This window comes from Novosphingobium sp. (assembly GCF_965228995.1).
In the GTDB taxonomy this organism is placed as follows: Bacteria; Pseudomonadota; Alphaproteobacteria; order Sphingomonadales; family Sphingomonadaceae; genus Novosphingobium.
On sequence record NZ_OZ245852.1, the window covers coordinates 928,428 to 951,554 of the forward strand.

The 23,127-nt window shown below is 67.0% G+C and carries 14 protein-coding genes; 8 read left to right on the forward strand and 6 right to left on the reverse strand.

The genetic code is table 11. The features are described 5' to 3' along the window. Positions 1 to 88 precede the first annotated feature (88 nt). Positions 89 to 1,234 (forward strand): aminotransferase class I/II-fold pyridoxal phosphate-dependent enzyme, encoded by a 1,146-nt coding sequence (locus ACO056_RS04280; RefSeq protein ID WP_421852315.1) that lies wholly within the window; start codon positions 89 to 91, stop codon positions 1,232 to 1,234. Positions 1,235 to 1,295: 61 nt separating this feature from the next. Here ACO056_RS04280 and ACO056_RS04285 read toward each other — a convergent pair whose 3' ends face one another. After that, positions 1,296 to 4,472 carry an autotransporter domain-containing protein gene (locus tag ACO056_RS04285; RefSeq protein ID WP_421852318.1) on the reverse strand — a complete coding sequence of 1,059 codons (3,177 nt, stop codon included), beginning with the start codon at positions 4,470 to 4,472 and terminating at the stop codon, positions 1,296 to 1,298. Positions 4,473 to 4,834: 362 nt separating this feature from the next. Between ACO056_RS04285 and ACO056_RS04290 the strand changes: the two genes are divergently transcribed. Next, positions 4,835 to 5,524: a response regulator transcription factor gene (locus tag ACO056_RS04290; protein WP_421852321.1), complete on the forward strand. Its 690-nt coding sequence runs from the start codon at positions 4,835 to 4,837 to the stop codon at positions 5,522 to 5,524. Between the two features lie 8 nt (positions 5,525 to 5,532). After that, the gene (locus ACO056_RS04295) at positions 5,533 to 6,936 is read left to right on the forward strand and encodes an ATP-binding protein (protein WP_421852323.1); all 1,404 of its coding nucleotides are present in this window, start codon (positions 5,533 to 5,535) and stop codon (positions 6,934 to 6,936) included. Here the strand turns inward: ACO056_RS04295 and ACO056_RS04300 are convergent. Next, complete coding sequence (locus tag ACO056_RS04300; protein WP_421852326.1) at positions 6,892 to 10,305, reverse strand: glycosyltransferase; 3,414 nt, start codon at positions 10,303 to 10,305, stop codon at positions 6,892 to 6,894. The genes ACO056_RS04295 and ACO056_RS04300 overlap by 45 nt on opposite strands. A 265-nt stretch (positions 10,306 to 10,570) precedes the next feature. Between ACO056_RS04300 and ACO056_RS04305 the strand changes: the two genes are divergently transcribed. From ACO056_RS04305 to ACO056_RS04320, 4 genes are all read left to right on the forward strand, one after another. Next, a complete protein-coding gene (locus tag ACO056_RS04305) occupies positions 10,571 to 11,803 on the forward strand; it encodes an FAD-binding domain-containing protein (protein WP_421852329.1) in 1,233 nt (410 codons plus the stop codon). Then, positions 11,800 to 13,326: an FAD-binding domain-containing protein gene (locus ACO056_RS04310; protein WP_421852332.1), complete on the forward strand. Its 1,527-nt coding sequence runs from the start codon at positions 11,800 to 11,802 to the stop codon at positions 13,324 to 13,326. Before ACO056_RS04305 ends, ACO056_RS04310 begins: the two co-directional genes overlap by 4 nt. Beyond that, on the forward strand, positions 13,323 to 14,855 hold the full coding sequence (locus ACO056_RS04315) for a cryptochrome/photolyase family protein (protein ID WP_421852335.1): 1,533 nt from the start codon (positions 13,323 to 13,325) through the stop codon (positions 14,853 to 14,855). The genes ACO056_RS04310 and ACO056_RS04315 overlap by 4 nt, the downstream gene beginning before the upstream one ends. A gap of 76 nt (positions 14,856 to 14,931) precedes the next feature. Then, positions 14,932 to 15,768 carry a DODA-type extradiol aromatic ring-opening family dioxygenase gene (locus ACO056_RS04320; protein ID WP_421852338.1) on the forward strand — a complete coding sequence of 279 codons (837 nt, stop codon included), beginning with the start codon at positions 14,932 to 14,934 and terminating at the stop codon, positions 15,766 to 15,768. Positions 15,769 to 15,777: 9 nt separating this feature from the next. Here the strand turns inward: ACO056_RS04320 and ACO056_RS04325 are convergent, their stop codons facing one another. The 3 genes from ACO056_RS04325 to ACO056_RS04335 are packed head-to-tail and all read right to left on the reverse strand — an operon-like array spanning position 15,778 to position 20,677. Then, entirely contained in the window at positions 15,778 to 16,641 is an 864-nt protein-coding gene (locus ACO056_RS04325; protein ID WP_421852341.1) for a DUF6671 family protein, read from the reverse strand. 3 nt (positions 16,642 to 16,644) lie between these two features. Continuing rightward, positions 16,645 to 19,053, reverse strand: a complete 2,409-nt coding sequence (locus ACO056_RS04330; RefSeq protein ID WP_421852344.1) for a YbcC family protein — start codon at positions 19,051 to 19,053, stop codon at positions 16,645 to 16,647. A 46-nt stretch (positions 19,054 to 19,099) separates the two neighbouring features. Continuing rightward, positions 19,100 to 20,677 (reverse strand): proton-conducting transporter membrane subunit, encoded by a 1,578-nt coding sequence (locus ACO056_RS04335; RefSeq protein WP_421852346.1) that lies wholly within the window; start codon positions 20,675 to 20,677, stop codon positions 19,100 to 19,102. A 109-nt stretch (positions 20,678 to 20,786) separates the two neighbouring features. Between ACO056_RS04335 and ACO056_RS04340 the strand changes: the two genes are divergently transcribed. Beyond that, on the forward strand, positions 20,787 to 21,683 hold the full coding sequence (locus tag ACO056_RS04340) for a LysR family transcriptional regulator (protein ID WP_421852349.1): 897 nt from the start codon (positions 20,787 to 20,789) through the stop codon (positions 21,681 to 21,683). A 69-nt stretch (positions 21,684 to 21,752) separates the two neighbouring features. Here ACO056_RS04340 and ACO056_RS04345 read toward each other — a convergent pair whose 3' ends face one another. Further along, a complete protein-coding gene (locus ACO056_RS04345) occupies positions 21,753 to 23,108 on the reverse strand; it encodes a serine hydrolase domain-containing protein (protein ID WP_421852352.1) in 1,356 nt (451 codons plus the stop codon). Between the last annotated feature and the right edge of the window lie 19 nt (positions 23,109 to 23,127).

Below are 23,127 nucleotides of genomic sequence, written 5' to 3' on the forward strand. Positions count from 1 at the left end.
GATCTGAGGTGAAGGCTCGCCCGCGCGCCGGTCAATGTCAACTGCGGCGGCTTTGCGCCGCTGCGTGGCCGGTGCTAGGCGGTGCGGCATGACTGCATTGCTCGATCCATTTCACGCCATCACGATTTCAGCCATTGCCCAGCGCCTCAGGGCCCAGGGCCGCTCGGTCATCCGCATGGAATATGGCCAGCCTTCGACCGGCGCTCCCGCCGCCGCGCTTGCCCGCGCGCGCGAAGTGCTGGACGAGGAAGACAAGGGCTACTGGGAAAGCAGCGAACTGCTCGCGCGGCTCGCCCGCTATGTCGAGGAGACCACCGGGGTCGCCGTCTTGCCGCACCAGATCGTGCTTACGTGCGGCGCCTCGCCCGCGCTTGTCATTGCGCTCTCGCTGCGGTTCGGCCCCGGCGCGCGGGTAGCGATCGCGCGGCCGGGCTATGTGGCCTATCGCAACACGCTGCGGGCGCTTCACATCGAACCGGTCGAGCTGCCTTGCGGCCCGGAAGTGGGCTACCAGATCACCGCCGCCGCGCTCGAAGCGCTCGAACCCGCGCCTGATGGCGTGATCATCGCCAGCCCCGCCAACCCGACCGGTACGGTGATCGCTCCCGAGGAAATGGCTGCGATTGCGCAGGTTTGCCGGGCGCGCGGGATCCGCATCGTTTCGGACGAGATCTACCAGTGCATCACATACGGCGCCCCGGCCAGCTCGATGCTGCCGTTCGACCGCGAGGCGATCGTGGTGAACAGCTTCTCCAAGTATTTCAGCATGCCCGGCTGGCGGCTCGGCTGGCTGGTTGTGCCGGAGGATCTCGTCGATCAGGCGCGGGCGCGGATGGGCAACCTGTTTCTGACGCCGCCCTCGCTGAGCCAGCACGCCGGCCTCGCCGCGCTTGATTGCGGCGAAGAGCTTGATGGCCATGTCCGCACGTATGCGCGCAACCGCGATCTGCTGCTGGCTGCGCTTCCCTCCATGGGGCTCGCGCGGATCGCTCCGCCGGACGGCGCATTCTACGTCTACGCCGATGTCGGCCATCTGACGCAGGATTCGATGGCGTTCTGCATCCGCCTGCTCGAGGAAACCGGCGTCGCGACCGCGCCGGGGATCGATTTCGATCCCGTCGACGGACACCGTTTCGTGCGTTTCAGCTTTGCGGTTTCAACCCCGCTGGTGGAGGAAGCCATCGCGCGGATGGTGCCATGGTTCCAGGCGCAGCAGGCGCTGGTTAAGGCCTGAGCCTTCAACAAAAAAAGGGGGCGGCCCGCAGACCGCCCCCTTATTGCTGGTGTTCCGAAAATCAGAGCGCGATGGCAAGCGACGCGCGGGCCGAGTAGCCGGTGCCGCCACCTTCCAGCTTTTCGTAGCCGCCGCTGATCTTCCACGTGTAGTCGAGCCCGCCCTGGATCAGGCTGACTTCGCCGGTCCACGCCGAAGGCAGCTGCGTGCCGGTCAGCGTGAACGTGTCGCCCCCGCTGGTCGCGCCGCGGTTGAACGTTGCGACCGTGTTGCCCACTTCGCCCGAGATGCGGCTGCGGCGGCCGCCCTCGACCTCGATCGTGAACGGACGGTTCTCGTAATCGCCCGGCGCGGTGCTCCAGCTGGCGACCAGCGTGGTCGAGCCGTTCACCACCTGGCTTGTGCGGCCTGCCAGCGTCAGCGCAAGCTGAGAGTTGCCGGTCTCGGTGTAGCCGTTTTCCTTAAGGCGGAAGTACTCGATCGTTGCGCGCGGCTTGATCTTGAAGTGATCGCCGAAGGGAATGGCATAAGACACGCCGCCCGCACCGGAGATCAGCGTGCCCTTCCACTTGCCGGCCGCGGCATAGCTGAACGACTGGCTGTCGACCGCGCCAGTGAAGGTGCGCGTCGAGGTGAAGCTGGGCCGGCCATAGCCGATGCGCGCATAGGCATAGAGCGGGCCCGAGGCGAGGCGCCAGAACCCTGCGATCTCGATGTCGCTTACCTTGACCTTCTGCGTGGCGTCAGTGGTCGAATTACCCGTGAAGTAGGTGAACGAGCCTCCGACGTGGCCAAAGCCCAGCGCCTTTTCGAAGCCGAACGAGAGGCCGCCACCGCTGTTGCTGTAGCCCGCGGTCGCACCGGCGCTCTTCTTGCCCTTGAAGTAGATCGGCTCGATCCAGGCACCGGCGCCGCTGATCGTGAACCAGCTCGAATCATCGTCGATCCGGCGCGCGGCAAGGCGGGTGCCGCGCGTGAGCAGATCGAGCGAGCCGCCGGAATAATCGGGCAGCATCTGGTTGAACTGAGTCTGCAGCGTGGCGGTGTCCGCAACCTGCAGCAGGCTCGATTGCAGCAACGTATCCTTCGCAGCATTGGCAAGGATCGCGTTGTAGGCCTGCGACTGCGGGACATTGAGCCCGATCTCGCTGGCCGACTTGCGCGCGATGGTGAGCGTCACGTCATTGCCTACGGCCGCGACGGTGCCCTTGAACAGCACTGGCAGGTTGAGCGCCGAGGTCGCGACGTTCGCGCCGCCGGTCAGCGTGCCGGCGCTGAGCACGGTGTAGGTGCCTTCCGCCTTGGCCAGCGAGGTCACCTTGGCCGAGATCTTCGCGCCGCCGGCAAAGTTTGCAGTCCCCGCGACGAGCTTCGATGCCGTGCCGGTGTCACCATCGACATAAACGCCGAGGGTGCCATTGGCGCCGACGTCGAGCGACTTGATCGTGGTCGTATTGGCCGCATTGGCCCCGAAAGTGCCGCCGGTGACACTGACCGCAAGCTGCGAACCGCCGGTGACGGTGCCGCGATAGATCGCGTTGTCGGCAAGGGTCAGCGCGCCGACCTGGTCATTGAGGATCAGCGTTCCGGTGAAGCGCGAGTTCCCGGTCATCGCCAGCGACGCCGTGCCGGTGCCGTAATCGATGTTGCCGGTGTACTTGGCGTCGTCGGCCAGCTTCACCGTATCGTTACCGGCGCCGAGGAAGGTGTTGCCGATGATCGCGCCCGAACCGACGTCGAGCGTATCGTTGCCGCTGCCGGTGTAGATATTGCCCTTGATCGAGGTGTAGACCGTGGCGGTATCCGGATTGTAGCCGGTCGCGGCCTTGTCGGCTGTCTGCGACGTGGCGTCAGTGCTGTTGAGGTACTGCTTGATCGTGACGCCAGTGGTGTTGGCCGAGACGTCGATCGCAGCAAGCCGGTCCTCGCTCGAACCGGTGACCGAGATGGTCTTGTTGTTGTTGATCGTGGTCAGCGTGCCGGACAGATCCTTGATCGCCGCCGAAGAACCGATGCCCGGCTGGCTGATCACGGCGCTGATCGTGCCGTTGTTGTAGAGCGTGCCGACCGTCGAGCCTGAATTGATCAGGATGCCGACCGCGCCGGAATCGACTGTCGTCGCGGTCACGCTACCGTTCACGGAAATGCCCTTGGTCAGCGTGACGTTGCCGCCCTTGCCGCCGATCACGACAGCCGCAGCATTGGTCGAGCTGAACGTCGCGTTCGCAGCCACGCTGCCGTCGATGCCGAGCGAATAGGTGCCTGCCGTGGTGGTGCCGCCGCCGATCGTGATATCGCGGGTGCCACCGATCTGGAGCGCGGGGCTATTGCCGACGGACTGGATCGAACCGGTGGTTTCCGCCGTGGTGCCGCTGCCCGAGGCCGTCGTCACGATCACGCCGCCGGCCACGTTGCCGTTGATTTCGACTGCCGCCTTGCCGGTCGCGAGAGCGCTGCGCGGGAGGGTCTGCGTCGTGCCGTCGTCTGCGGTGTACGTTGCCGCCTGCGAGAGCGTGCCGTCGATCTTGACGAGGCCGCCGACATCGCCGTTCACGACAAGCGCCTGCGCGCCGCTGCCGACCACGCCGATGGTGCCGCCTGCCGCCACGTTGCCGGAAACCGCACCGGTGCGGATGCCAACCGAGTTGTCACCCTTGGTCTTGATGGTGCCGGTGTTGGTGACCGAGCCGGTTAGCACCGAATCCACCGCGATACCGGCCGAATTCAGGCCTTCGATCGTGATCGTGCCGGTGTTTGAAATGGCGCCGGTGAACGTGCCGCCGGGCGCGATGCGGATACCGTAGCGGTCTGTCGCCTGCGCGATCGGGCCGTCGGGAATGCCGTTCTTGTCGGCATCGGGGGCGGTAAAGCTTTCGAGCACCTGGATCGTGCCCGCGTTCGAGATGTTGGAGGTTGTGCCGCTCTGGGCCACGATGCCGGAAGCGCCGTTGCCTGCGCCCATGTCCAGCGTACCGCCGCTCTGCACGGTCACGTCCTTCGACGCATCGACGGTCACGGCCGTGCCGGTGTCGAGCTTGATCGTGCCGCCGCTTGCCACGGTCACCGCGCCGGCCGACGAAGTTACCAGCGGAGTGGTCGTTGCAGTGCTGACTGTGGTGTCGGCAAATGCAGGACTTGCACCTGCAATCAGGGCAGCCGGTGCGGCCGTGGCGAGGAGGTTTGCCACATTCTTGGCCGCGTTCTTAACAGTGCGGGCGATCGGGGTTGAGCTGTCCATCGGTATCTCGTCATCCGGCATGTGGCACACCCGCCTTTGCGGCAAACTGCGCCCGTTTGGTACGTCGTCCGGCGAGCCGCGTCATCGCTTGCCGGCGTTCAATAGAGCAAATCGCGCCGGAAACACCCGTTCGGGCAGGTTGTCCGGTGCGATTTCCGCGCGTCTTAACGCGATTCTGCGCCATGCCTTAGCGGAAAATTTCAGCAACATTTCGTTGCGGTAAAGTTCCCGTTCAGGTCCGGCCGATCGGGGGGCGGAGGAGGCGCCAAAGTGCGTGCCGGGAAACCGCTTGCGAGGCGCTGCTCCGGTGTTCATGGTGCACGCGAAAGCCTTCGTTTTTGTTGCAATATGGAATTGACCCAGTGGCAGGACGCATTCTGCTCGTCGAGGATGATCCCCAGATCGCGGACTACATCATGTCCGGTCTTGCCGAGGAAGGCTTTACGGTCGACCGCGCCGATAATGGCAGGGACGGCCTGTTTCTCGCGACGGACAGCCAGTTCGATCTCGTCGTGCTGGACCGGATGCTGCCGGGCATGGACGGGCTCGCGCTGCTCAAGGCCATGCGCGCGGCCGAGATGGCGACGCCGGTCATCATGCTTTCGGCGCTGGCCAGCACGGATGACCGGATTGCCGGGCTGACCGCCGGGGCGGATGACTACCTCGGCAAGCCTTTTTCCTTTGGCGAGCTGCTCGCGCGGATCCAGGCGCTGCTGCGCCGTGCTGCGGGCGGGGTCCGGCAGGCGCAGGAGACGATGCTGCGCTGTGCCGACCTCGAGCTTGACCGGTTGACCCGGCAAGTCCGCCGCGGCAGCCGCAAGATCGCGCTTCAGCCGCGCGAGTTTCGCCTGCTCGAATACATGCTGATGCACGCCGGAGAAGTCGTCACTCGCACCATGCTGCTCGAGGCGGTGTGGGACTATCACTTCGATCCCGGCACGAATGTGATCGACGTCCATATCAGCCGCCTGCGCCGCAAGATCGATGATGGCGAGGAACAGTCCCTGTTCCACACCGTGCGCGGGGCGGGCTACCGGCTCGCCGCCGACTGACCGGGCCGATGGCGCTGCGAAACTTCCGCCGGACCGCCCGCCGCGGCCTTTCGCCGACGATGGTGCGGCTGGTGACCGCCATCTTTGTGCTGCAGCTCGTCTCCAGCGCGCTGGTGATCCTGTTCCTGCGCGGGCAGATGCTTGATGTGGTACGGCTTGACCGCGAGCGGCAGGTAACGGACGTCCGCGATGACCTGCTCGCCGCCTACTACGACGGCGGGCACCAGGAACTCGCGGAATTCATCACCGCCCGCCGCGGCAGCGCGGCTGATCCCGCCGTGTTCATCGCGCTGATCGGCCAGGGCCAGCCCGTGCTCAGCAATCTCGTGCGCGTGCCGGAGATACCGCTGGCGGCGCGGCCGCAAAATGTCGTGGTCCGGCGCGGGCCGGACTTGCCGCCAAGCGAGGGGCTCGCGCTTGTCGGCCAACTGCCCGATGGCGAACGGCTGATCGTCGGGGTGGTCAGCCTGACCGAGCGGCGCATCGACGTGGCTTTTGCATCCACCGCCGAGCTCACCATCGGAGTGGCCGTGCTGATGGCGCTGCTGAGCGCGGCAGTCGTGGGCTTCGTCATCAGCCGCCGCACCCACCTCATCGCAGAAACCGCGGCCGAACTCGCCTCGGGCAATTTCGGGGCGCGCGTGCCGATCGAGGGGACGGGGGACGGCTTCGATCACTTGCGTCAGCAGATGAACGTCATGGCTGAGCGGATCGGCGAACTGGTCGGGCAGCTGAGCGCGGTCTCCGGCGCGCTCGCGCATGATTTGCGCTCGCCGGTGGCGCGGCTTTCGGCGGCTATCGATCTCGCGCTCGCACGCGTGGAGGAGCCGCGCGCATCCGAAGCGCTGCAAGCCGCGCGGGCCGATGCCGATGCCCTGCGCGCGATGCTGGAAACCGCGCTCGAGATCAGCCTGATCGAAGGCGGCGCGGTGGAGGACCGGCGCCGTCCGCACGATCTGGCGGCCGTGGCGGAAGATCTCGTTGAACTCTACGATCCTTTGGCAGAGCAGCTGAATGTGCGGCTCGAAGTGCTGCTCGAGCCGGTCACCGCCCCGGCTGACCGGGAGCTCGTCTCACGCGCGCTCGCCAATCTGATCGACAACGCGCTCAAGTACGGCGGCAACGCGGTGTTGGTGACCACGCGCGCCGTGCTCGATGTGGACGGTATGAGCTGGGCCGAGATTGCGGTCGAAGACAACGGCCCCGGCATTCCCCTCGCCGACCGGGCCCGCGTGGTCGAGCGCTTCGTGCGGCTCGATGATGCGCGGACCCGGCCCGGCGTCGGGCTGGGCCTTGCGATGGTCGCCGCAGTGGCGCGGCTCCATGGCGGCAGCTTCATGCTCGGCGATCCGTCCGCGGAGGGGCCCTCAGGCGGGAAGGGCCTTGTTGCCACCCTGCGCCTGCCCGCCTGAAACCTGACCTGCTGAAACGCGGCCTGTCCGTTCCAGCTTGCCCCAACCGATGCCGAGGCCCTGCAGCGCCGCGCCCACCGCGCGGATCACCACGCCGTACATCAGCTGGCGGTAGACGAAGCGCTGGCTCAGCAGCAGGATCGGCGGGAAGCGCCGCTCGCGCACGTCGAGCCGGAAGGCGACCCAGCCGCAGACGAGATCGATCGCGGTAAACACGGCCCAGTAAAGCCCCATGCGCAGCACATCGGTCTGCGTCTGGGCCCAGCCATGCTGCATGACCCTGAGCGCCGTGCCGAAGATCGAAACCGCGAGCGCGAGGTCGATCAGCGGCGAGATCAGCGCGAACAGGATCTGGAACAGCCACGCCTGCGGCATGCCGACAAAGGCAAGGCCGGCGGGCTGGCGCTGCCACAGCACCGAGCGATGCTTCCACAGGCACTGCAGCGTGCCGAACGCCCAGCGGAAGCGCTGCTTGGAAAGCGCGCCGAGCGTTTCGGGCGCTTCGGTCCAGGCCACCGCGTCCTCGTCGTAGCACACTTTCCAGCCCTTGCGCTGGATCGCGATGGTGAGATCCTGATCCTCGGCCAGCGTATCTTCCGGATAGCCGCCGACATCCTTCAGCGCGCTGCTCCGCCAGGCCCCGACCGCACCGGGCACGACCATGATCGCGCCGAAACGAGTGAGCGCGCGGCGCTCGATATTCTGGGCGGTGATGTATTCGACTGCCTGCCAGCGGGTGACGAGATTGACCCGGTTGCCCACCTTGGCATTGCCCGCCACCGCGCCGACGCGTTCGTTCTCGAACCAGCGCACAAGCCGCGCGATCGTCTGCGGTTCGAACTGGGTATCGGCATCGAGCGCAACGACGATCTCGCCGCTCGCCACCGCCAGCGCCCGGTTGAGCGCGGAGGCCTTGCCGCCGTTGACCATCGTCATCAGCCGCACCTGCGGGTGGTTGCCGAACGCAGCGGCGACGATCGCGCTGGTGCGGTCCTTCGAACCATCGTCTGCGACGATGACTTCCATGTGCGGATAATCGCTGGCGAGAATGCGGTGGATCGAACTCTCGATCACGCGCTCCTCGTTGTAAGCCGGGATGATCACGCTCACCAGCGGCTGGTAGCCGTTGTCGAGTGCGGGCACCTTGCGCCGGTCGGGCACGAGCGCGAGCCCGGTGAGGCCGAGCGCGCGGATCACGCCCAGCGCGATCGCGAAGAAGAAGCTCCAGTTGAGCCCGGCGAGCAGCAGCGCAAGCACCGAGAAGATGGTGACATCCACTCGCACTGCGGCGAGATCCCAGCCCTTGACCTGGGGCATCACGTCATCGCGCTTGAGCCCGGCCAGCGTGGAGGCGGGCACGAGCCGGTAGCCGTCCGCTTCGAGCCGCTCGATGATCCGGGGCAGCGCGAGCACGGTCTGCTCGCGGTTGCCGCCGCCATCGTGCAGCAGGATCACGTTGGCGCTGCGATCGGGCGTGGCATGCTCGACGGCGTCGACCGTGCGGTTCACGATGTCGTCGGCGCTGCGCTTCATCCAGTCGCCCGGATCGGCGTGAAGCCCGACAACGGTATAGCCTTCGCTCTGCGCGATGAGCGCCGGTCCGATTTCGTCGGCCGTGGTCGGCTCGGCGTCACCGAAATAGGGCGCGCGGAACAGGCGGGTCGAGCGGCCGGTATAAGCCTCGATCAGCCGCTGCGTGGCGTTGAGCTCGAGCTTCACGCCTGTCGGCGAATCCTCGGCCATGTTGGGATGGGTGTAGCTGTGGTTGCCGATCTCGTCCCCATCGGCGACCATGCGCTGCAGCAGGCTGCGACCCGCCACGCCGTTTTCGCCGATCACGAAGAACGTCGCCGGCACGTGGTAGCGCTCAAGCACCGAAAGCACTTCGGGCGTGTACTTGGGATCCGGACCATCATCGAAGGTGAGCGCGACGAGCTTGGGGCGGTCGCCGGTGCGGCGCACTACATATGGCGTCGGCAGGTTGTCATAATGCTCGTCGTCGATCAGCGTCGGGCGGCCGGGCTGGGCGGACAGGTAGTGGATCTGGCGCGAGCCTTCCCGAGGCGTGGCATCGATGCGCAGGATTTCGCCGTTGCCTTCGACATCGACGTTGTTGGTCTCCTTGATCTTGCTCAGATCAGGAGCAAGCCCGCGCCCGCCGCGCCAGGCCTTGAGCACGTCCCAGAAGCCCGGATCCTCCGAGCCCAACCGCCACAGCGCGACCGAACCGACGCCAAGGCGCGAGAGCATCTGCATCTGATTCCAGCTGGAAGCGGCGTCGAGCATCCACACCTGGTGCCGCTCGGGCGGTGTCGCCGAATTGGCGTCCTCATCATCGAGATATCCGAAGCCGGTGTTGCCGCTGGCCTTGTCCCACGTCGGCATGGTCCCGCTGTCGTGCGCGGAAAGCCAAGCCTCTTCCACCGTCTGCACATCGGCGTGGCCACGGTACCAGTCGTAGCCATAGTTGCCGAGCGCGACGATGACCTTGTCTGCCGCCAGACCCTTGAGCTGTTCGGCGAGATGGCCGCCGAACCACGCGTTCGAAGCAATCGGGCCGGGCTCACCGCCCTGCCAGTGCTCGTCATAGGCCATGAGCACGACCTTGTCGGCCACCTCGGCCAGGCTCTTCGCAGACCAGTCGGTATCGTCGATCGGCATGGTCACCGACACAACGCGGTGCTTGGGTGCCAGTCGGGCGTGAAGATCGCCGAGGAAGCTGTGCAGCGCCGTGATCCCGGGCTTGGGCAGGTTTTCGAAGTCGATCATCACGCCGCCATCACCCGACTTGTCGAGCGCGGCATCGATCTGGTTCACCAGCGCGGCGCGGCGGGCGGGGCTTTGCATCACCGCAGTTGCTCCAGCGCCATCCCACTTGGCGTTTGCGGCGTTCTGCAACACGGGCACCACCAGCGGGCGATGCAACGCCGAAGCCAGCACGCGGCGCAGCGGCGCATCGTCGGTGACGACCAGGCTGCCATTCTGGCCCAGCGAGAAAAGCGTCGGCGCGACCCAGTCGAGCTGGCCGATATGGCGCTCCAGCGTCTGTGCGCTGCCGTCGGTCCACGAGGTATAGAAGCCCACGCTGAGAGCCTGCGTGTGGCCGTGGGCCGCCGGCGTGATGTGACGGCCGAACAACTGGCTCAGACGCTGCGAGATCCGCTGCGAAATGCGGCTGACCTGCGTCTTGAGCGGGAAGGGGGCCTGGCGCTCGAAGCCAAGAGGGAGCGGCGCGGCAGGGGGAACCGCCACGACCGTGGTTGCAAAGATGATCGCGGCCACGAGCAGCAAGACAAGACCGGTGAACGCACCGCGCCGGGTCAGGCGGCGGCGGCGACCAGTGGGATCGAAGAAGATCGGACGAGGCACTTTTCAATTCCCGATAGACTGAGCTGGCGACAGCAAGGCCGCGCGCAAAAGGAACACCTCTCGCACGGGCTGGGTTTGCGGCAGCCAGATGGGTGACGATGGGCGCCGGACCGGTAATCGGAACAGGGGACCGTCACGTCACGATTCCCGTGACAGGCGCCCATCGTCGGAACCCCTTCTAGGCCTGCGTGCCCGTCGCCGGTGTGAGCGGAACATTACGCTTTGGCCATTTTGCGAAAGCGGGCAGTTCCAAGCGCTTGCCCGCATGACCATATGGGCTGCCATGGCGAGCAAGGCCAAAGGCCTGGCGATGTTTCCCGCCCCTACCCGGCGCGCTGCGCTTGATCACCTGCACCGGTTCGTGCCGCGTGCCGGTGCGCCTTATGCGTCTGGCCGCAACACCGATCCGGGCCCGGGGCGGCCCGCCGCAGTGTCGCGCCTGTCTCCTGCGTTGCGCTACCGGCTGGTGACCGAGCAGGAGGTGGTGGCCAACGTGCTCGCGCGCCACAGCTTCAGCGCGGCTGGCAAGTTCATTCAGGAAGTCTGCTGGCGCACCTACTGGAAGGGGTGGCTGGAGCAGCGCCCCGTGGTCTGGCAGCGCTTCCTGTGTGAACGCGATGCGGCGCGCGATGGCATGGCGGACAGCGGCGATCTCGCGGCGGCAGCGGAGGGCCGCACCGGGATCGATTGCTTCGATGCCTGGGCGCGCGAACTCGCCGAGACCGGCTATCTACACAATCACGCGCGGATGTGGTTCGCCTCGATCTGGATCTTCACGCTGCGCCTGCCCTGGACGCTGGGTGCGGACTTTTTCCTGCGCCATCTGATCGATGCCGATGCTGCCAGCAACACGCTCTCCTGGCGCTGGGTGGCGGGGCTGCAGACGGCCGGGAAGACCTACCTCGCGCGCGCAGACAATATCGCGCGCTACACCGAAGGCCGGTTTTCGCCGCAAGGGCTGGCAGAAGAAGCGGCGGCGCTGACCGAACCTCCCGTCGGGCCGGCGAGCGCACTTGGGCAGCTCACCGCACCCGATCCCGCAGCACCCGGCCTGCTGCTGGTCCATCACGAGGACCTGAACCCCGAATCGCTGTTTGCCGCCGATGCGCCAGTGGCGGGTGTGCTCGCGGTCGGCGATCCGGCGCTCCTGTGGGGCGATGCGGCGCAGCGCTTTGCGAGCGAGGGCATTGCCGATGCAGCGACGCGCGCGGCGGCGCATTTCAGTTGCGGTGCAGAACTGGCGCAAGGCTATGATCCGGAAGCGGTGATCGCTGCTGCGCAAGCGGCAGGCGCCCGGCAGGTGCTGACACCTTATGCGCCGGTCGGCCCGGTCGCCGACGCGCTTGCCGCGCTGGAACCTGCCCTTGCTGCCGAAGGGATCGCGCTGCGTCCGGTGCGCCGCCGCTGGGACGCGGGCCTCTGGCCCCACGCGCGGCGCGGCTTCTTCGTCTTCAACGCCGAGATCGAAGGGCATCTGCGCGCCGAGGGCATGCTGTGAAGCGGCCGTTGCAAGTCGTGTGGTTCAAGCGCGACTTGCGCGTAGCGGACCATCGGCCGCTAGCCCTCGCGGCGGAGCAAGGGCCAGTGCTGCCGCTTTACATTGCCGAACCCGGGCTCTGGGCGGAAGAGGATGCCTCCGCCCGGCAATGGTCTTTCGCTGCCGAGAGCCTCGCCGAACTGCAAGCGGCGCTCGGCGGGCTCGGCCAGCCGCTGTGCGTGGTGCGCGGGGAGGCATGCGCCGTCTTGCAGAAGATCCATGCGCGCCACGGTATTGCCGCGCTGTGGAGCCATGAGGAAACCGGCAAAGGCTGGACTTTTGCGCGCGACAGGGCGGTCGCCGCTTGGGCGCGAGAGGCCGGTGTGCCGTGGCATGAGCTGCCGCAGACCGGCGTTATCCGCCGTCTCAAGACCCGCCGCGGCTGGGCCCGCGCATGGGATCGCCGCATGGCCGAGCCGCTGACCGCGCCGCCCGCTGCGCTTGAGCCGCTGGGCGCCGATTGGCCCATGCGTATCCCGGCCGCCGCCGATCTCGGCCTTGCGCCCGATCCCTGCCCGCAGCGCCAGCGCGGCGGGCGCGCGGCGGGGCTCGCCACGCTTGCCAGCTTCCTCGAACGGCGCGGGCGGGACTATCGCTGGCAGATGTCCAGCCCGGTCACTGCCTTCGATGCAAGCTCGCGGCTCTCCCCGCACCTCACCTGGGGCACGCTTTCACTGCGCGAGGTGGCGCAGGCCAGCGCGGTTCGCCTCAAGGGCTTGCGCCCAGATGAAAGCACGGCAGGGCGCAGCTGGCGCGCCTCGATGATCTCGTTCACCGGCCGCCAGCACTGGCATTGCCATTTCATGCAGAAGCTGGAAGACGATCCGCGCATCGAGTTCGAGAACCTGCACCCCGCCTACAACGGGCTGCGCCCCGATCTCCCCGATACCGAGATATTGGCCGCGTGGTGCACGGGGCGCACCGGCTTTCCCTTCGTCGATGCCTGCCTGCGCGCGCTGGATGCCCACGGCTGGCTCAACTTCCGCATGCGGGCGATGCTGGTCTCCTTTGCCAGCTACCAGCTCTGGCTGCCGTGGCGCGCTACCGGGCTGCATCTGGCGCGGCAGTTCGTCGATTACGAGCCGGGCATTCACTGGTCGCAGGTGCAGATGCAATCGGGCACCACGGGGATCAACACGATGCGCGTCTACAATCCGGTCAAGCAGGGCCACGATCAGGATCCGGACGGCGTGTTCGTGCGGAGGTGGGTGCCCGAACTGGCTGAAGTGCCCGCCCCGCTGATCCACGAGCCATGGCTATGGGAAGGCGCGGCCGGCCTCGCCTATCCGCCGCCGATCGTCGATCACCGCAAGGCCGCCGCCGCGGCGCGTGAGGCGTTGCATGCCGTGCGCGTGGCGAAGGGCCACCGCGTAACCGCGAGCCGGATTGCCGAGAAGCACGGCAGCCGCAAGGCAGGCATGCCGATGACCGGTCAAAAGTCCCGCCGCCGCCCGGCTACCTCACAACTGGCGCTCGATCTGTGAGCCCGCCCAAGAGCAAACTTGTCCTCGTGCTGGGCGATCAGCTCAGCCCCTCGCTCTCGTCGCTGCAAGCCGCCGACAGGGCGCGTGACCGCGTGCTGATGGTCGAAGTCAGCGAGGAGGCGACCTATGTGCGCCACCACAAGAAGAAGATCGCTTTCCTGTTCAGCGCGATGCGCCATTTTGCCGAGGAACTGCGCGGGGCTGGCTGGACGGTCGACTATGTGACGCTCGATGCAGCGGGCAATACCGGCAGCTTCAGCGGCGAAGTGGCCCGTGCGGTCGCGGCACATCGGCCGGAGCGCATCCTCGTGACCGAGGCGGGCGAATGGCGCGTTGCGCAGATGATCGCGGGCTGGGCGGCCGCGCTTGGCCTGCCGGTTGAGGTCATGCCCGATACACGCTTCATCTGCCCGCTGCCGGTGTTCCGCGATTGGGCTGAGGGGCGCAAGGCGCTCAGGATGGAGTACTTCTACCGCGAGATGCGCCGCCGCACCGGCCTGCTCATGGACGGCGACAAGCCCGCAGGCGGCGAGTGGAACTACGACGCCGAGAACCGTAAGGCCGCCGCGCCGGATCTGTTCATGCCGCGCCCCCCGGTCTTTGCCCCCGACACAATCACGGCGGAGGTGCTGATGCTGGTTGCCAGCCGCTTCGGCAATCACTTCGGCGATCTCGAACCCTTCCAGTTCGCCGTTACCCGGCCCGATGCCGAAGCCGCGTTCGCTGCCTTCGTGCAGCGGGCGCTGCCGCGCTTCGGTGATTATCAGGACGCGATGCTGGCGGGCGAGCCGTTCCTCTATCACGCGGTGATTGCGCAGTATCTCAACTGCGGCCTGCTCGAACCGCTGGAAGTCTGCCGCGCGGTCGAGGCGGAATGGCACGCGGGCCGGGTGCCGCTCAACGCAGCGGAAGGTTTCATCCGCCAGATCATCGGCTGGCGCGAATATGTGCGCGGGATCTACTGGCTGACAATGCCGGGCTATGAGCAGCGCAACTTCCTTGAGCACACGCGCCCGCTGCCCGAATTCTACTGGACCGCCGAGACGGACATGGCCTGCGTCCGCGCCGCCGTCACGCAGACGCGCAAGCACGCCTATGCCCACCATATCCAGCGGCTGATGGTGACAGGCACTTTCGCGCTGCTCGCGGGCATCGATCCGCACGCACTCCACGAATGGTACCTCAGCGTCTACGCTGATGCCTATGAATGGGTGGAACTGCCCAACACCGTGGGGATGAGCCAGTTCGCCGATGGCGGCCTGCTCGCCTCCAAGCCCTATGCCGCGAGCGGGGCCTATATCAACCGCATGTCGAACTACTGCGGCACCTGCCGCTATGATGTGAAGCAGCGAACAGGGGCCAATGCCTGCCCGTTCAATCCGCTCTACTGGGATTTCATAGCCCGCCACCGCAGCAAGATCGCCGGCAATCCGCGCATGGCGCAGATGGTGCGCACGTACGACAAGTTCGCCGATGCGGAGAAGGCGCGGATTGCGCAGAGCGCGGCGGCAGTGCTGGCGAAGCTCTGACCGTTCGATCAAATCGAACGGATACCCGCAAAACTTGGGGCTGTTGCGACGCGGGTTGGCTGCCTAGATCAGGAGCATGAAACAGCCCGTTTTCTTTCTCTCGCATGGCGGCGGCCCCTGGCCCTGGCTCGATGGTCCGTTCCGCGAAGGCTTTGCCTGGCTGGAAGCCTCGCTGAAGGCGCTGCCCGCGCAGCTGCCCGAACCGCCCCGCGCCGTGCTTGCCGTCTCGGGCCATTGGGAAGAGCGGGACTTCACGGTGTCCAGCGCCGCGCAGCCGGGCATGGTCTATGATTACTCCGGCTTTCCCGAACACACCTACCACATCCGCTATGCCGCACCGGGCGATCCGGCACTGGCCGCGCGTGTGCAAGAGCTTGCGGCAGCGGCAGGTATTGCCGTCGGCGATGATCCCGCGCGCGGGTTCGATCACGGCACGTTCTCGATGATGCAGCCGATCCGGCCCGAGGCGGATCTCCCTGTCGTCAGCCTCTCGATGAAGATCGGCTACGACCCAGCCGCGCACTTTGCCTTGGGCCGCGCGCTTGCTCCGCTGCGCGAGGAAGGCGTGGTGATCATGGGTTCGGGGCTATCCTATCACAACTTGCGCCTGTTCGACGCGCGCGCCGCCGAGCCTTCGCGGCAGTTCGACGGCTGGCTGCGCCATACCCTGCTCGATCTTGAACCGGAGGCCCGCGCCGCAGAACTGATGCGCTGGGAAGCCGCACCCGCCGCGCGTCAGGCCCACCCGCGCGAGGATCACCTGATCCCGCTGATGGTTGCGCTCGGCGCGGCGGGGGCTGATCCCGCCACCTGCATCTACTCGCAGGACGATCTCTTCGGCGGGATCACCGTATCCTCCTGGCGGTTTGGCGAGGACATGACGCCGAGCGGCTTCGACCGGCTCGCGGCCTAGATCCAGAATCTAGGGGTTGCATTCCTCGCAGTGCACGGGGTCCGCGCTGGTGGCCTGGACCGGGCGCTCCTCGCTATGCGCACAGCCCTCGCAGGCCCAGACTTCGGCGCGGGTCAGGTGGGTGGGACTGGCGCACCATGCGCATGGCAGACCCTGAACGCGCCCGGTCATCGCAAAGCCGGGCCGCGCGCACTGCGGGCAGCGGCTGCGTGAGCGGCGAACGAGATCGAGCATGGCCCGCCGGATCGCGCGCATCCGCCGCGGGTTGCGGTGCGCGCGCATGTCGGTTTCGATGTGCGCCGCGCCGGTCATTGCGATTGCCCGGCCAAGCACTGCGACAAGCTCCGCCTCGGTGCCAATGGACTTGAACAGCGCCAGTTGCGGAGCGGGCTGGCCATCCAGCACCCCCATCACGATCACGCCATGCGCCGGAAATCCCGCCTTTGCCGCAAAGGCAAGGCCCGCCGCCGCATCCGTCACCAATGCGTGGGCGAAATTGGTGGCGATGGTTGCATGGTGGCCGACCAGTTCCAGCCCGGTCTTCCGGTCACGCAGGAGCACCAGTTCGCGGTTCAGCGCGGCGAACGGCAGCTGCGGGTGCGGGCCGAAGCTGCCTTCGCTGGCGATCCCGACGCGGGCCTCGGGAGCCAGCCGGAAGGCCGCTGCGATCTTTGCACGCGCGGCCTCGCGCGGGGTTCCTGCGCGTTCGATCTCGCGGCTGAAGGTGCCGAACCTGTCGGTATCGAGCCCCTCGGCCACGCCAACCTCCAGGCCGAGGAAACGCGCAGCAAGGGGGGCAATCGCCCGCTCCTTGCCGTGCATTGTCGCCAGCACGGCCTTTTCGCCGTTCCATGGCGGGGGTGCTCCCGCCACGGCTCAGATCGCCATTTCCGCCGCCGCTTCCGCCGGTGCAGTCCCGGCGACCGCCTCCCACCGGAGATCGCCGGCGTAGCGCCAGGCCAGTTGCCCTTCGTCGTCGATCGCGAAGAGGTGCAGCCACTTGTTGTCGAACAGCGCGCGTACCCCGGCGTGCTTTTCGAGCACCGCGGCCATCGCTTCCCGCGGGGCTTCGATGCAGACCGAAAGGCGCAGCGGCTCGTGCATCAGCTTGTGCCCGTCGTGCACCGATTGCCATGGCAGACCCGCGCGCAGCAGCCCGCCGTTGCCTTCGATCACGCCGATCCCGCCGACCACGTTGTGCAGCAGCTTGTTGCCGCCTCCGAACAGCTGCGGTGCCACGCTCGAGCCATAATACTGCAGGCTGATCCAGCTCGCGACGACGACCGGCGCGGTCATGATCAGCTCGAGCACGCCGAAGCTTTCGTCCCGCCGCCAGACATAGTCATGGAGGAATGCGCGGCCTTCGAGGCTGCGGCCGCAGGTGCGCATGCGCGGCGCGGCGATGAACGCCTTGCACCCGGCGAGCGCCCACTCGGCCCGTGTTTCCGACCAATCGCGGCTGCGCTTGATCACGCTTGCGTCGCCATTGGCGCGCGGCAGGCGCAGCGCGCGTTCGCTGCGGGTGAGCACGGCCGCCGCCGCCAGCCACTGCTGCGCCTGCGCGATCGCATTGCGGTGCACCGCGCTGGGCTGGTCCTCGGTATAGAGCGTGACCGCGTCGGTCGTGGTGTCGTGCAGTGCCGCGACGAACAGCGTGGTCTCTGGGATCACGATGCCCTTGTCGATCAGCCCTGCTCGCACTTCCGGATCGTTGAGCAGCCCGGCCAGCAGCCGCGCATTGACTTCGCCCGAATAGCCCCCGCAAGCGCCGCAATGCAGGCCGCTGGCATGCGGATTGTTGACCACGTTGGCGCCGTGCCCTGCCAGCAGCACCAGCGGCGCGAAATCGGTGGTGAGCGACATGGAGCTGAGGATCGTGGCCGCCATGCCGACGCGCGTTGCCGCATCGGGCGCGGGATCGGCGAAGGGCTTGGGATCGCGCGGCACCGGGTTCGCCTTGAGGCCGAGCGCGTCCTTCAGCAGCTTGCCGATGTAGATCGGGCCCGCCGCCTCGACGAAGGCGAACGAGGAGACTGCGGCCAGTTTGAACCGGCCCCATGCCCGCGCGGCGCGGGCCGTGTGGCGGGCATGGGCCGCGCCTTCACCGCCAGTCCGGCTGGTAAGCCCGGCGTTCAGCAGCACTGGCAGGCGGTGCTCCGCAACGTCCGAGGCAAAGCGCTGGTGCGAGGCGGTGAGGCCGAAGAACCCGGCAAAGCCAAGCGTCTGGATCCGCCGGTCGAGCGATTCGAGCGCGCGGCGGAACACTTCAGAGCGCACGTCGATGCAGAAGGCGGCCTGCAGCACAGGCGGCTGGCGCTCCTGGCCCGGAAGCTTCGAGGTGAGCGTCTTGGCAAGCGCCGCTTGCCCGGCACGTTCGGCGGCTTCCTGCAGGATCGTATCGATGATCTGGTCTGCGTTCGGCGCAACCGGTTCCTCGTGCGCGGCGATAGTTGCCAGCCAGCTCTGGCCGATTTGCGCACCATAGCGGGCAAGCAGCGCCTGTTCCCACAGCAGCCGGATCGTCAGGAAGTCCGTGATCGTCTCGTCGCTCTTGCCGGCAAGCTCGGCCTGCCACAGCTCGTAGCGCGCGACATGGGCCCAGCCTCCCAGCGTGACGAGCAGGCTGTGGAAGTAAGTCTCGAGCGCCGCGGTCGGTAGCTGCAATCCGGTGACCGCGCTCGCCAGCGCTTCCGCGGCGCGTTCCGGGGCATCGGCGACGAAGCTGCCGAAGCCGGTGAGGCCGACGATTTCCGGCGTCAGATCGTGCGAGGCGACGGCCTGCCACGCGGCATAGGCGCCTTTGCCGCGCGGTGCGGCCCACAGCGCCTGGCCCTGATCGAAGTAGCCACCTGCCCAGGCGCCGAAGCGTTCTGCGATGATCCCCGGCCAATCGATGCCGGTTGCCCTGGCGGCAAGATCGGCCACCGTCGGCACGGCCTTGATCGGCGCGGGATCTTGCCCGACCGCAGCCAGCAGCGCGGCGAGCGAGCCGGGCTTGCCCGCATGCGGCGAAGCGGCGAGCGCGGCGGCAAGGTCGCCTTGGGTGATCGCGCCGCTCGCCAGCTTCTCGCGGTACCAGCTGCGCGGCATGGTGGTCGGAGTCCCCGAAACGCGCGCCATCAGCGCGGCGGTCTCGGCAAGGGTCAGGCCCGTCTGGCCGAGGTAGGGATTGACTGCGACGCTGGAGGCCAGCGGCCAGACCGGCGGAATGGCGCGGGCGGCGCTATCGGCCGCAACCTTGAGCTGCGCGAGGGTCTGGCTGTTGTCGGTGGGGATCATGAGCATGGGAGTGATCCTTCGGGAAGAGAGAGTTCGGTTCAGGCTGGGCGAGCTAGGCAGGCCGCTTGATGGCCCAGCCGCCGAGCATCCGGTCGAACAGGGCATTGGCGTAGAGGCCGTTGGAAAGGTGGACCCGCAGGCCCGCCGCCGCCGGGTGATAGGCCCAGAGCGGGAACATCGACTGCGCCACCGCGACAAGGCCGAAGCTCAGCACCGCAAGCACCATCAACGTCCATTCAAGCGGACCCGGCGCCGGCGTGGCGGGCAGCGTCCCGGCGGTTAGCCAGAATGTGAGGCCGTGGAGCGTGAAGTAGCCGATCGAGGCAGCAACCGCGTAGACCGCCATCTTGCGGGTCAGCGCACGCGGCGCGCTATCGGCAAGGCCCTGCGCGAAGAGGTAGGCGACGCCGAAGATGAGGATCGCGCCGAGCGCAATCGCCTGCGGCGACTTGTGGTGGAAGCCCGGCAGCGCGTCGAAGGCAAAGCTCATCAGGGTGTAGATCGCGAGCGCGGCAAGGAACGCGCGGCCGACTGCGGCGGGGCGGGGGATCGCCACCGGCCCGGGCCGCCGCGCCGCCGCGATCTGCTCCACCGCGCCGCCCGAAGCGAGGAAGGCGTGCGCCTTGTAGAGCGAGTGCAGCACGATGTGCAGCAGCGCGAGCGGGAACAGCGCGAGGCCGCACTGCATGATCATGAAGCCCATCTGGCCGACGGTCGACCAGGCGAGCGAGGTCTTGATCGCAGGCTGGGTGAGCATGACGAGCCCGCCGAACAGCGCGGTAAAGCCGCCAGCCATGACGAGGACCGCGAGCACGCCGGGCGCGAGCAGCATGACATCAGCGAAGCGGATGAGCAGGAACCCGCCGGCGTTGATCACACCGGCGTGAAGCAGCGCGGAAACCGGGGTCGGCGCTTCCATCACTTCGGTCAGCCAGCCGTGGAGCGGAAACTGCGCGGACTTGAGCAGAGCGGCGATCGCAAGGAGGCCTGCGGCGGCCATGGCAGCATATCCGCCCATGCCGGCATGCGCGGCGGCGAGGATCGCGGGCAAGTCGGCCGTGCCGTAGGCGCCGAAGAGGAGCAGCGCGGCGCCAAGCAGCGCAGCGTCACCGGCGCGGGCGGTCACGAACTTCTTGCGTGCGGCGCGCTGCGCAGCAACACGCTCGGGATAGAACAGCAGCAGCTTGTGGAGCGCGAGGCTGGTCGCGATCCATGCGCCGAGCAGTTGGACCAGCGAGCCCGCCGTCACGAGCAGCATGACCATCGCCAGCGTTGTCGCCAGCCAGGCCATGAACACGCCGTGGCGCGTCTCGCCATCGAGATAGACGCGGGCATAGCGCACCACGATCCAGCCGACGAAGCTGACAAGGAGCAGCATCGTCGCGCTGATGAGATCGAGCCGGAAGGCCAGCAGCGGCAGGGCAGGGCCGGCGGCGGCCAGTGTGAGCGTGGTGCCCCCCCCGATGGCAAGCCCTGCCATTGCGCCACCGGCCATCGCCACGGCGAGCAGCGCGAGGCCTTCGATCAGGGCAAGCGGGCCGCGGCCGATGCGGCCCGGCTGGGCGAAGCCGAGCACGGCTGCAATCAGCAGCAGCGCGGGCGGGGCGAGGACGAGAACGTGAAGGGGCATGATCGGGGCTCCGCTGGAGGGGCTTGCGACGTTGCCCCGCTCCTACCCAAACCGATGCTCTGCAAAAAATTCATTGTTTAGCCGATAACGTTCGTTTTAAGTGAACGATATGGCCGAGCTAAACTACAACCACCTCCGCTATTTCTGGGCTGTCGCGCAGGACGGAAACCTCTCGCGCACGGCCGAGCGGCTCAACGTCTCGCAGTCCGCGCTCTCGGTGCAGATCCGCAAGCTGGAAGACCGGCTCGGCCATGCCATGTTCGAGCGGCGCGGACGCGCGCTGCATCTCACCGAGGCCGGCCGCATCACGCTCGACCATGCCGATGCGATCTTTGCGACGGGCGAGGAACTGCTCGGCACGCTCAGGGAAACCGGCAATGCGCGGCAGGCCGTGAGGATCGGCGCGCTTGCGACCTTGTCGCGCAATTTTCAGATCAGCTTCGTGGAACCGCTCCTCGCGCGCACCGATATCGAAGTCGTGCTGCGTTCGGGCAGCCAGGGTGAATTGCTCAACGCGCTGCAATCGCTCTCGCTCGATGTCGTGCTGACCAACCAGACCCCGGCAAGCGACGCGCTGACCCCGTTCATCGTCCACAAGCTGTCGCAGCAGCCGGTCAGCCTGATCGGCACGCGCGCGCTGCTGGGCGAGACGCGTGCTGTCGCCGACCTCCTGCGTGCGCATCCGGTGATCCTGCCAATCGCGGGCAGCGGCGTGCGCAGCGGCTTCGATGCGCTGGTCGACCGGCTGGATCTGAGGCCGCAGATCGCCGCCGAGGTGGACGACATGGCCATGATGCGTCTGATGGTGCGCAAAGGCCATGCGCTGGGCGTATTGCCGCCTATCGTGGTGCGCGACGAGCTGGGCAGCGGTACGCTGGTGGAAGCCGAAGGGCTGCCCGGAATCGCCGAAACCTTCCTCGCCGTCACCACCCAGCGGCGCTTCCCCAATCCGGTGGTGCGCCAGTTGATCGACCGCGCGATGCGCGACAGCTTCGATCACGCGTGATGCGTGCGGCGGGCCGGTCAAAGGGAACCTGGACGCCGTGCGGCATTGCATCCGGCACGACCGGTTCCATCACGGCCTGGCGCCGAACGTCCCTATCTTTTCGCGAGGATTGCTGAACTGGATATAGCGCACGACCTTGCCCGCCGCGTCGCGCTCGAACCGCAAGTCGTCGGCCTCGCTGCCATCATCTCGGACGCGGCGAAAGATGTCATTGCCCTTGGGTTTCCAGAAGCTAAGGCTTCCAGCCGGGTCGGTTGACGGCAGGCTCAGCATTGCAAGGCCGCCAGCCCAAGGCATGAGCGCAACATCCGAGGTCCAGGGCTGGCCGCCATAGCGACCGGTATAAGCTGCCAGATCGACATTCACGGGCGGAGCGCCCTTGAACGAAAAGGCCTTGCGCTTGTCCAGCAGTTCGAAAATCGCGTCGGCGTAGACGCTCGGCTGTTCAGCCCCGGTCAGCATGCCGACCACGGCCGTCTCGGTGGCGGGGCGCATCACCAGCGCGGTATGGTAACCCGGGCAATCGCCGCTATGGCCGACATACGTGGAATCGCCCTTTCGCCTGATCTGAAAGCCAAGCCCGCGCGTGACCTTCCAGTCAGGATCGGTAAACTGGACACGCTGCATTTCCGCGAGCGTCGAGGCCTTGAGGACTTCAGGTTGACCGCTGCGCAGCAGGCGGAATTGCCAGATGGCGAAACGTCCCAGATCTTCAACTGTCGATGTGTAGCCGGCAGCTGGCCCGATCCCGCGCGTATCGAACGGTTTCAGAAGGTCCCGCGTTCCGTCGCGCTTGATGGCACCCCAGCCGACCGCGAGCCGCTTGCCATAGAGCGGCATCGGCATGAAAGGATGTGTGTCCTTCAGGCCCAGCGGCTCCAGCACATGGCTTTGGGAGTAATCCCCGAAAGATACGCCCGAGACTGCCGCAACGGTTTCACCAACCAGGGTGAGGCCAAGATTGCTGTATTGGTAACGGCGGGAGGCTTCCCACAGCGGCTGCTGATCGCCGATACGCGAAACAATCTGTTCATGGGTCGGGAAGGGATTGCCCGGCCCGGTCCAGTAGGGAAAGTCCGATTCGCGCGGCAAGCCCGCGGAATGGGTGAGGGCGCTGCGCAGCGTAATGGGCAGGCTGTCTTCCTCGACCGGTTTCAGCTTCGCCCATGGCAGATACGTTGTGATCGGCTCGTCGAGTTTGACCAGTCCCTTCTCCCACAATTGCATCAGGCTGATCGAGGTAAACAGCTTTGAGATCGAGCAGATGGAATAGACCGTGTCTGGTCCCGAGGGGATCGAGCGGGCGGCATCCAGCGTGCCATAGCCGCGGGACCAGACAATACGGTCACCCTGCACGATCGCCGCCGATAGCGACGGGATGCGGTCAAACGCCTGAACACTGTCGAGCCAGACATCGACGGCCATATCGGCTTCGGCCTGGGCT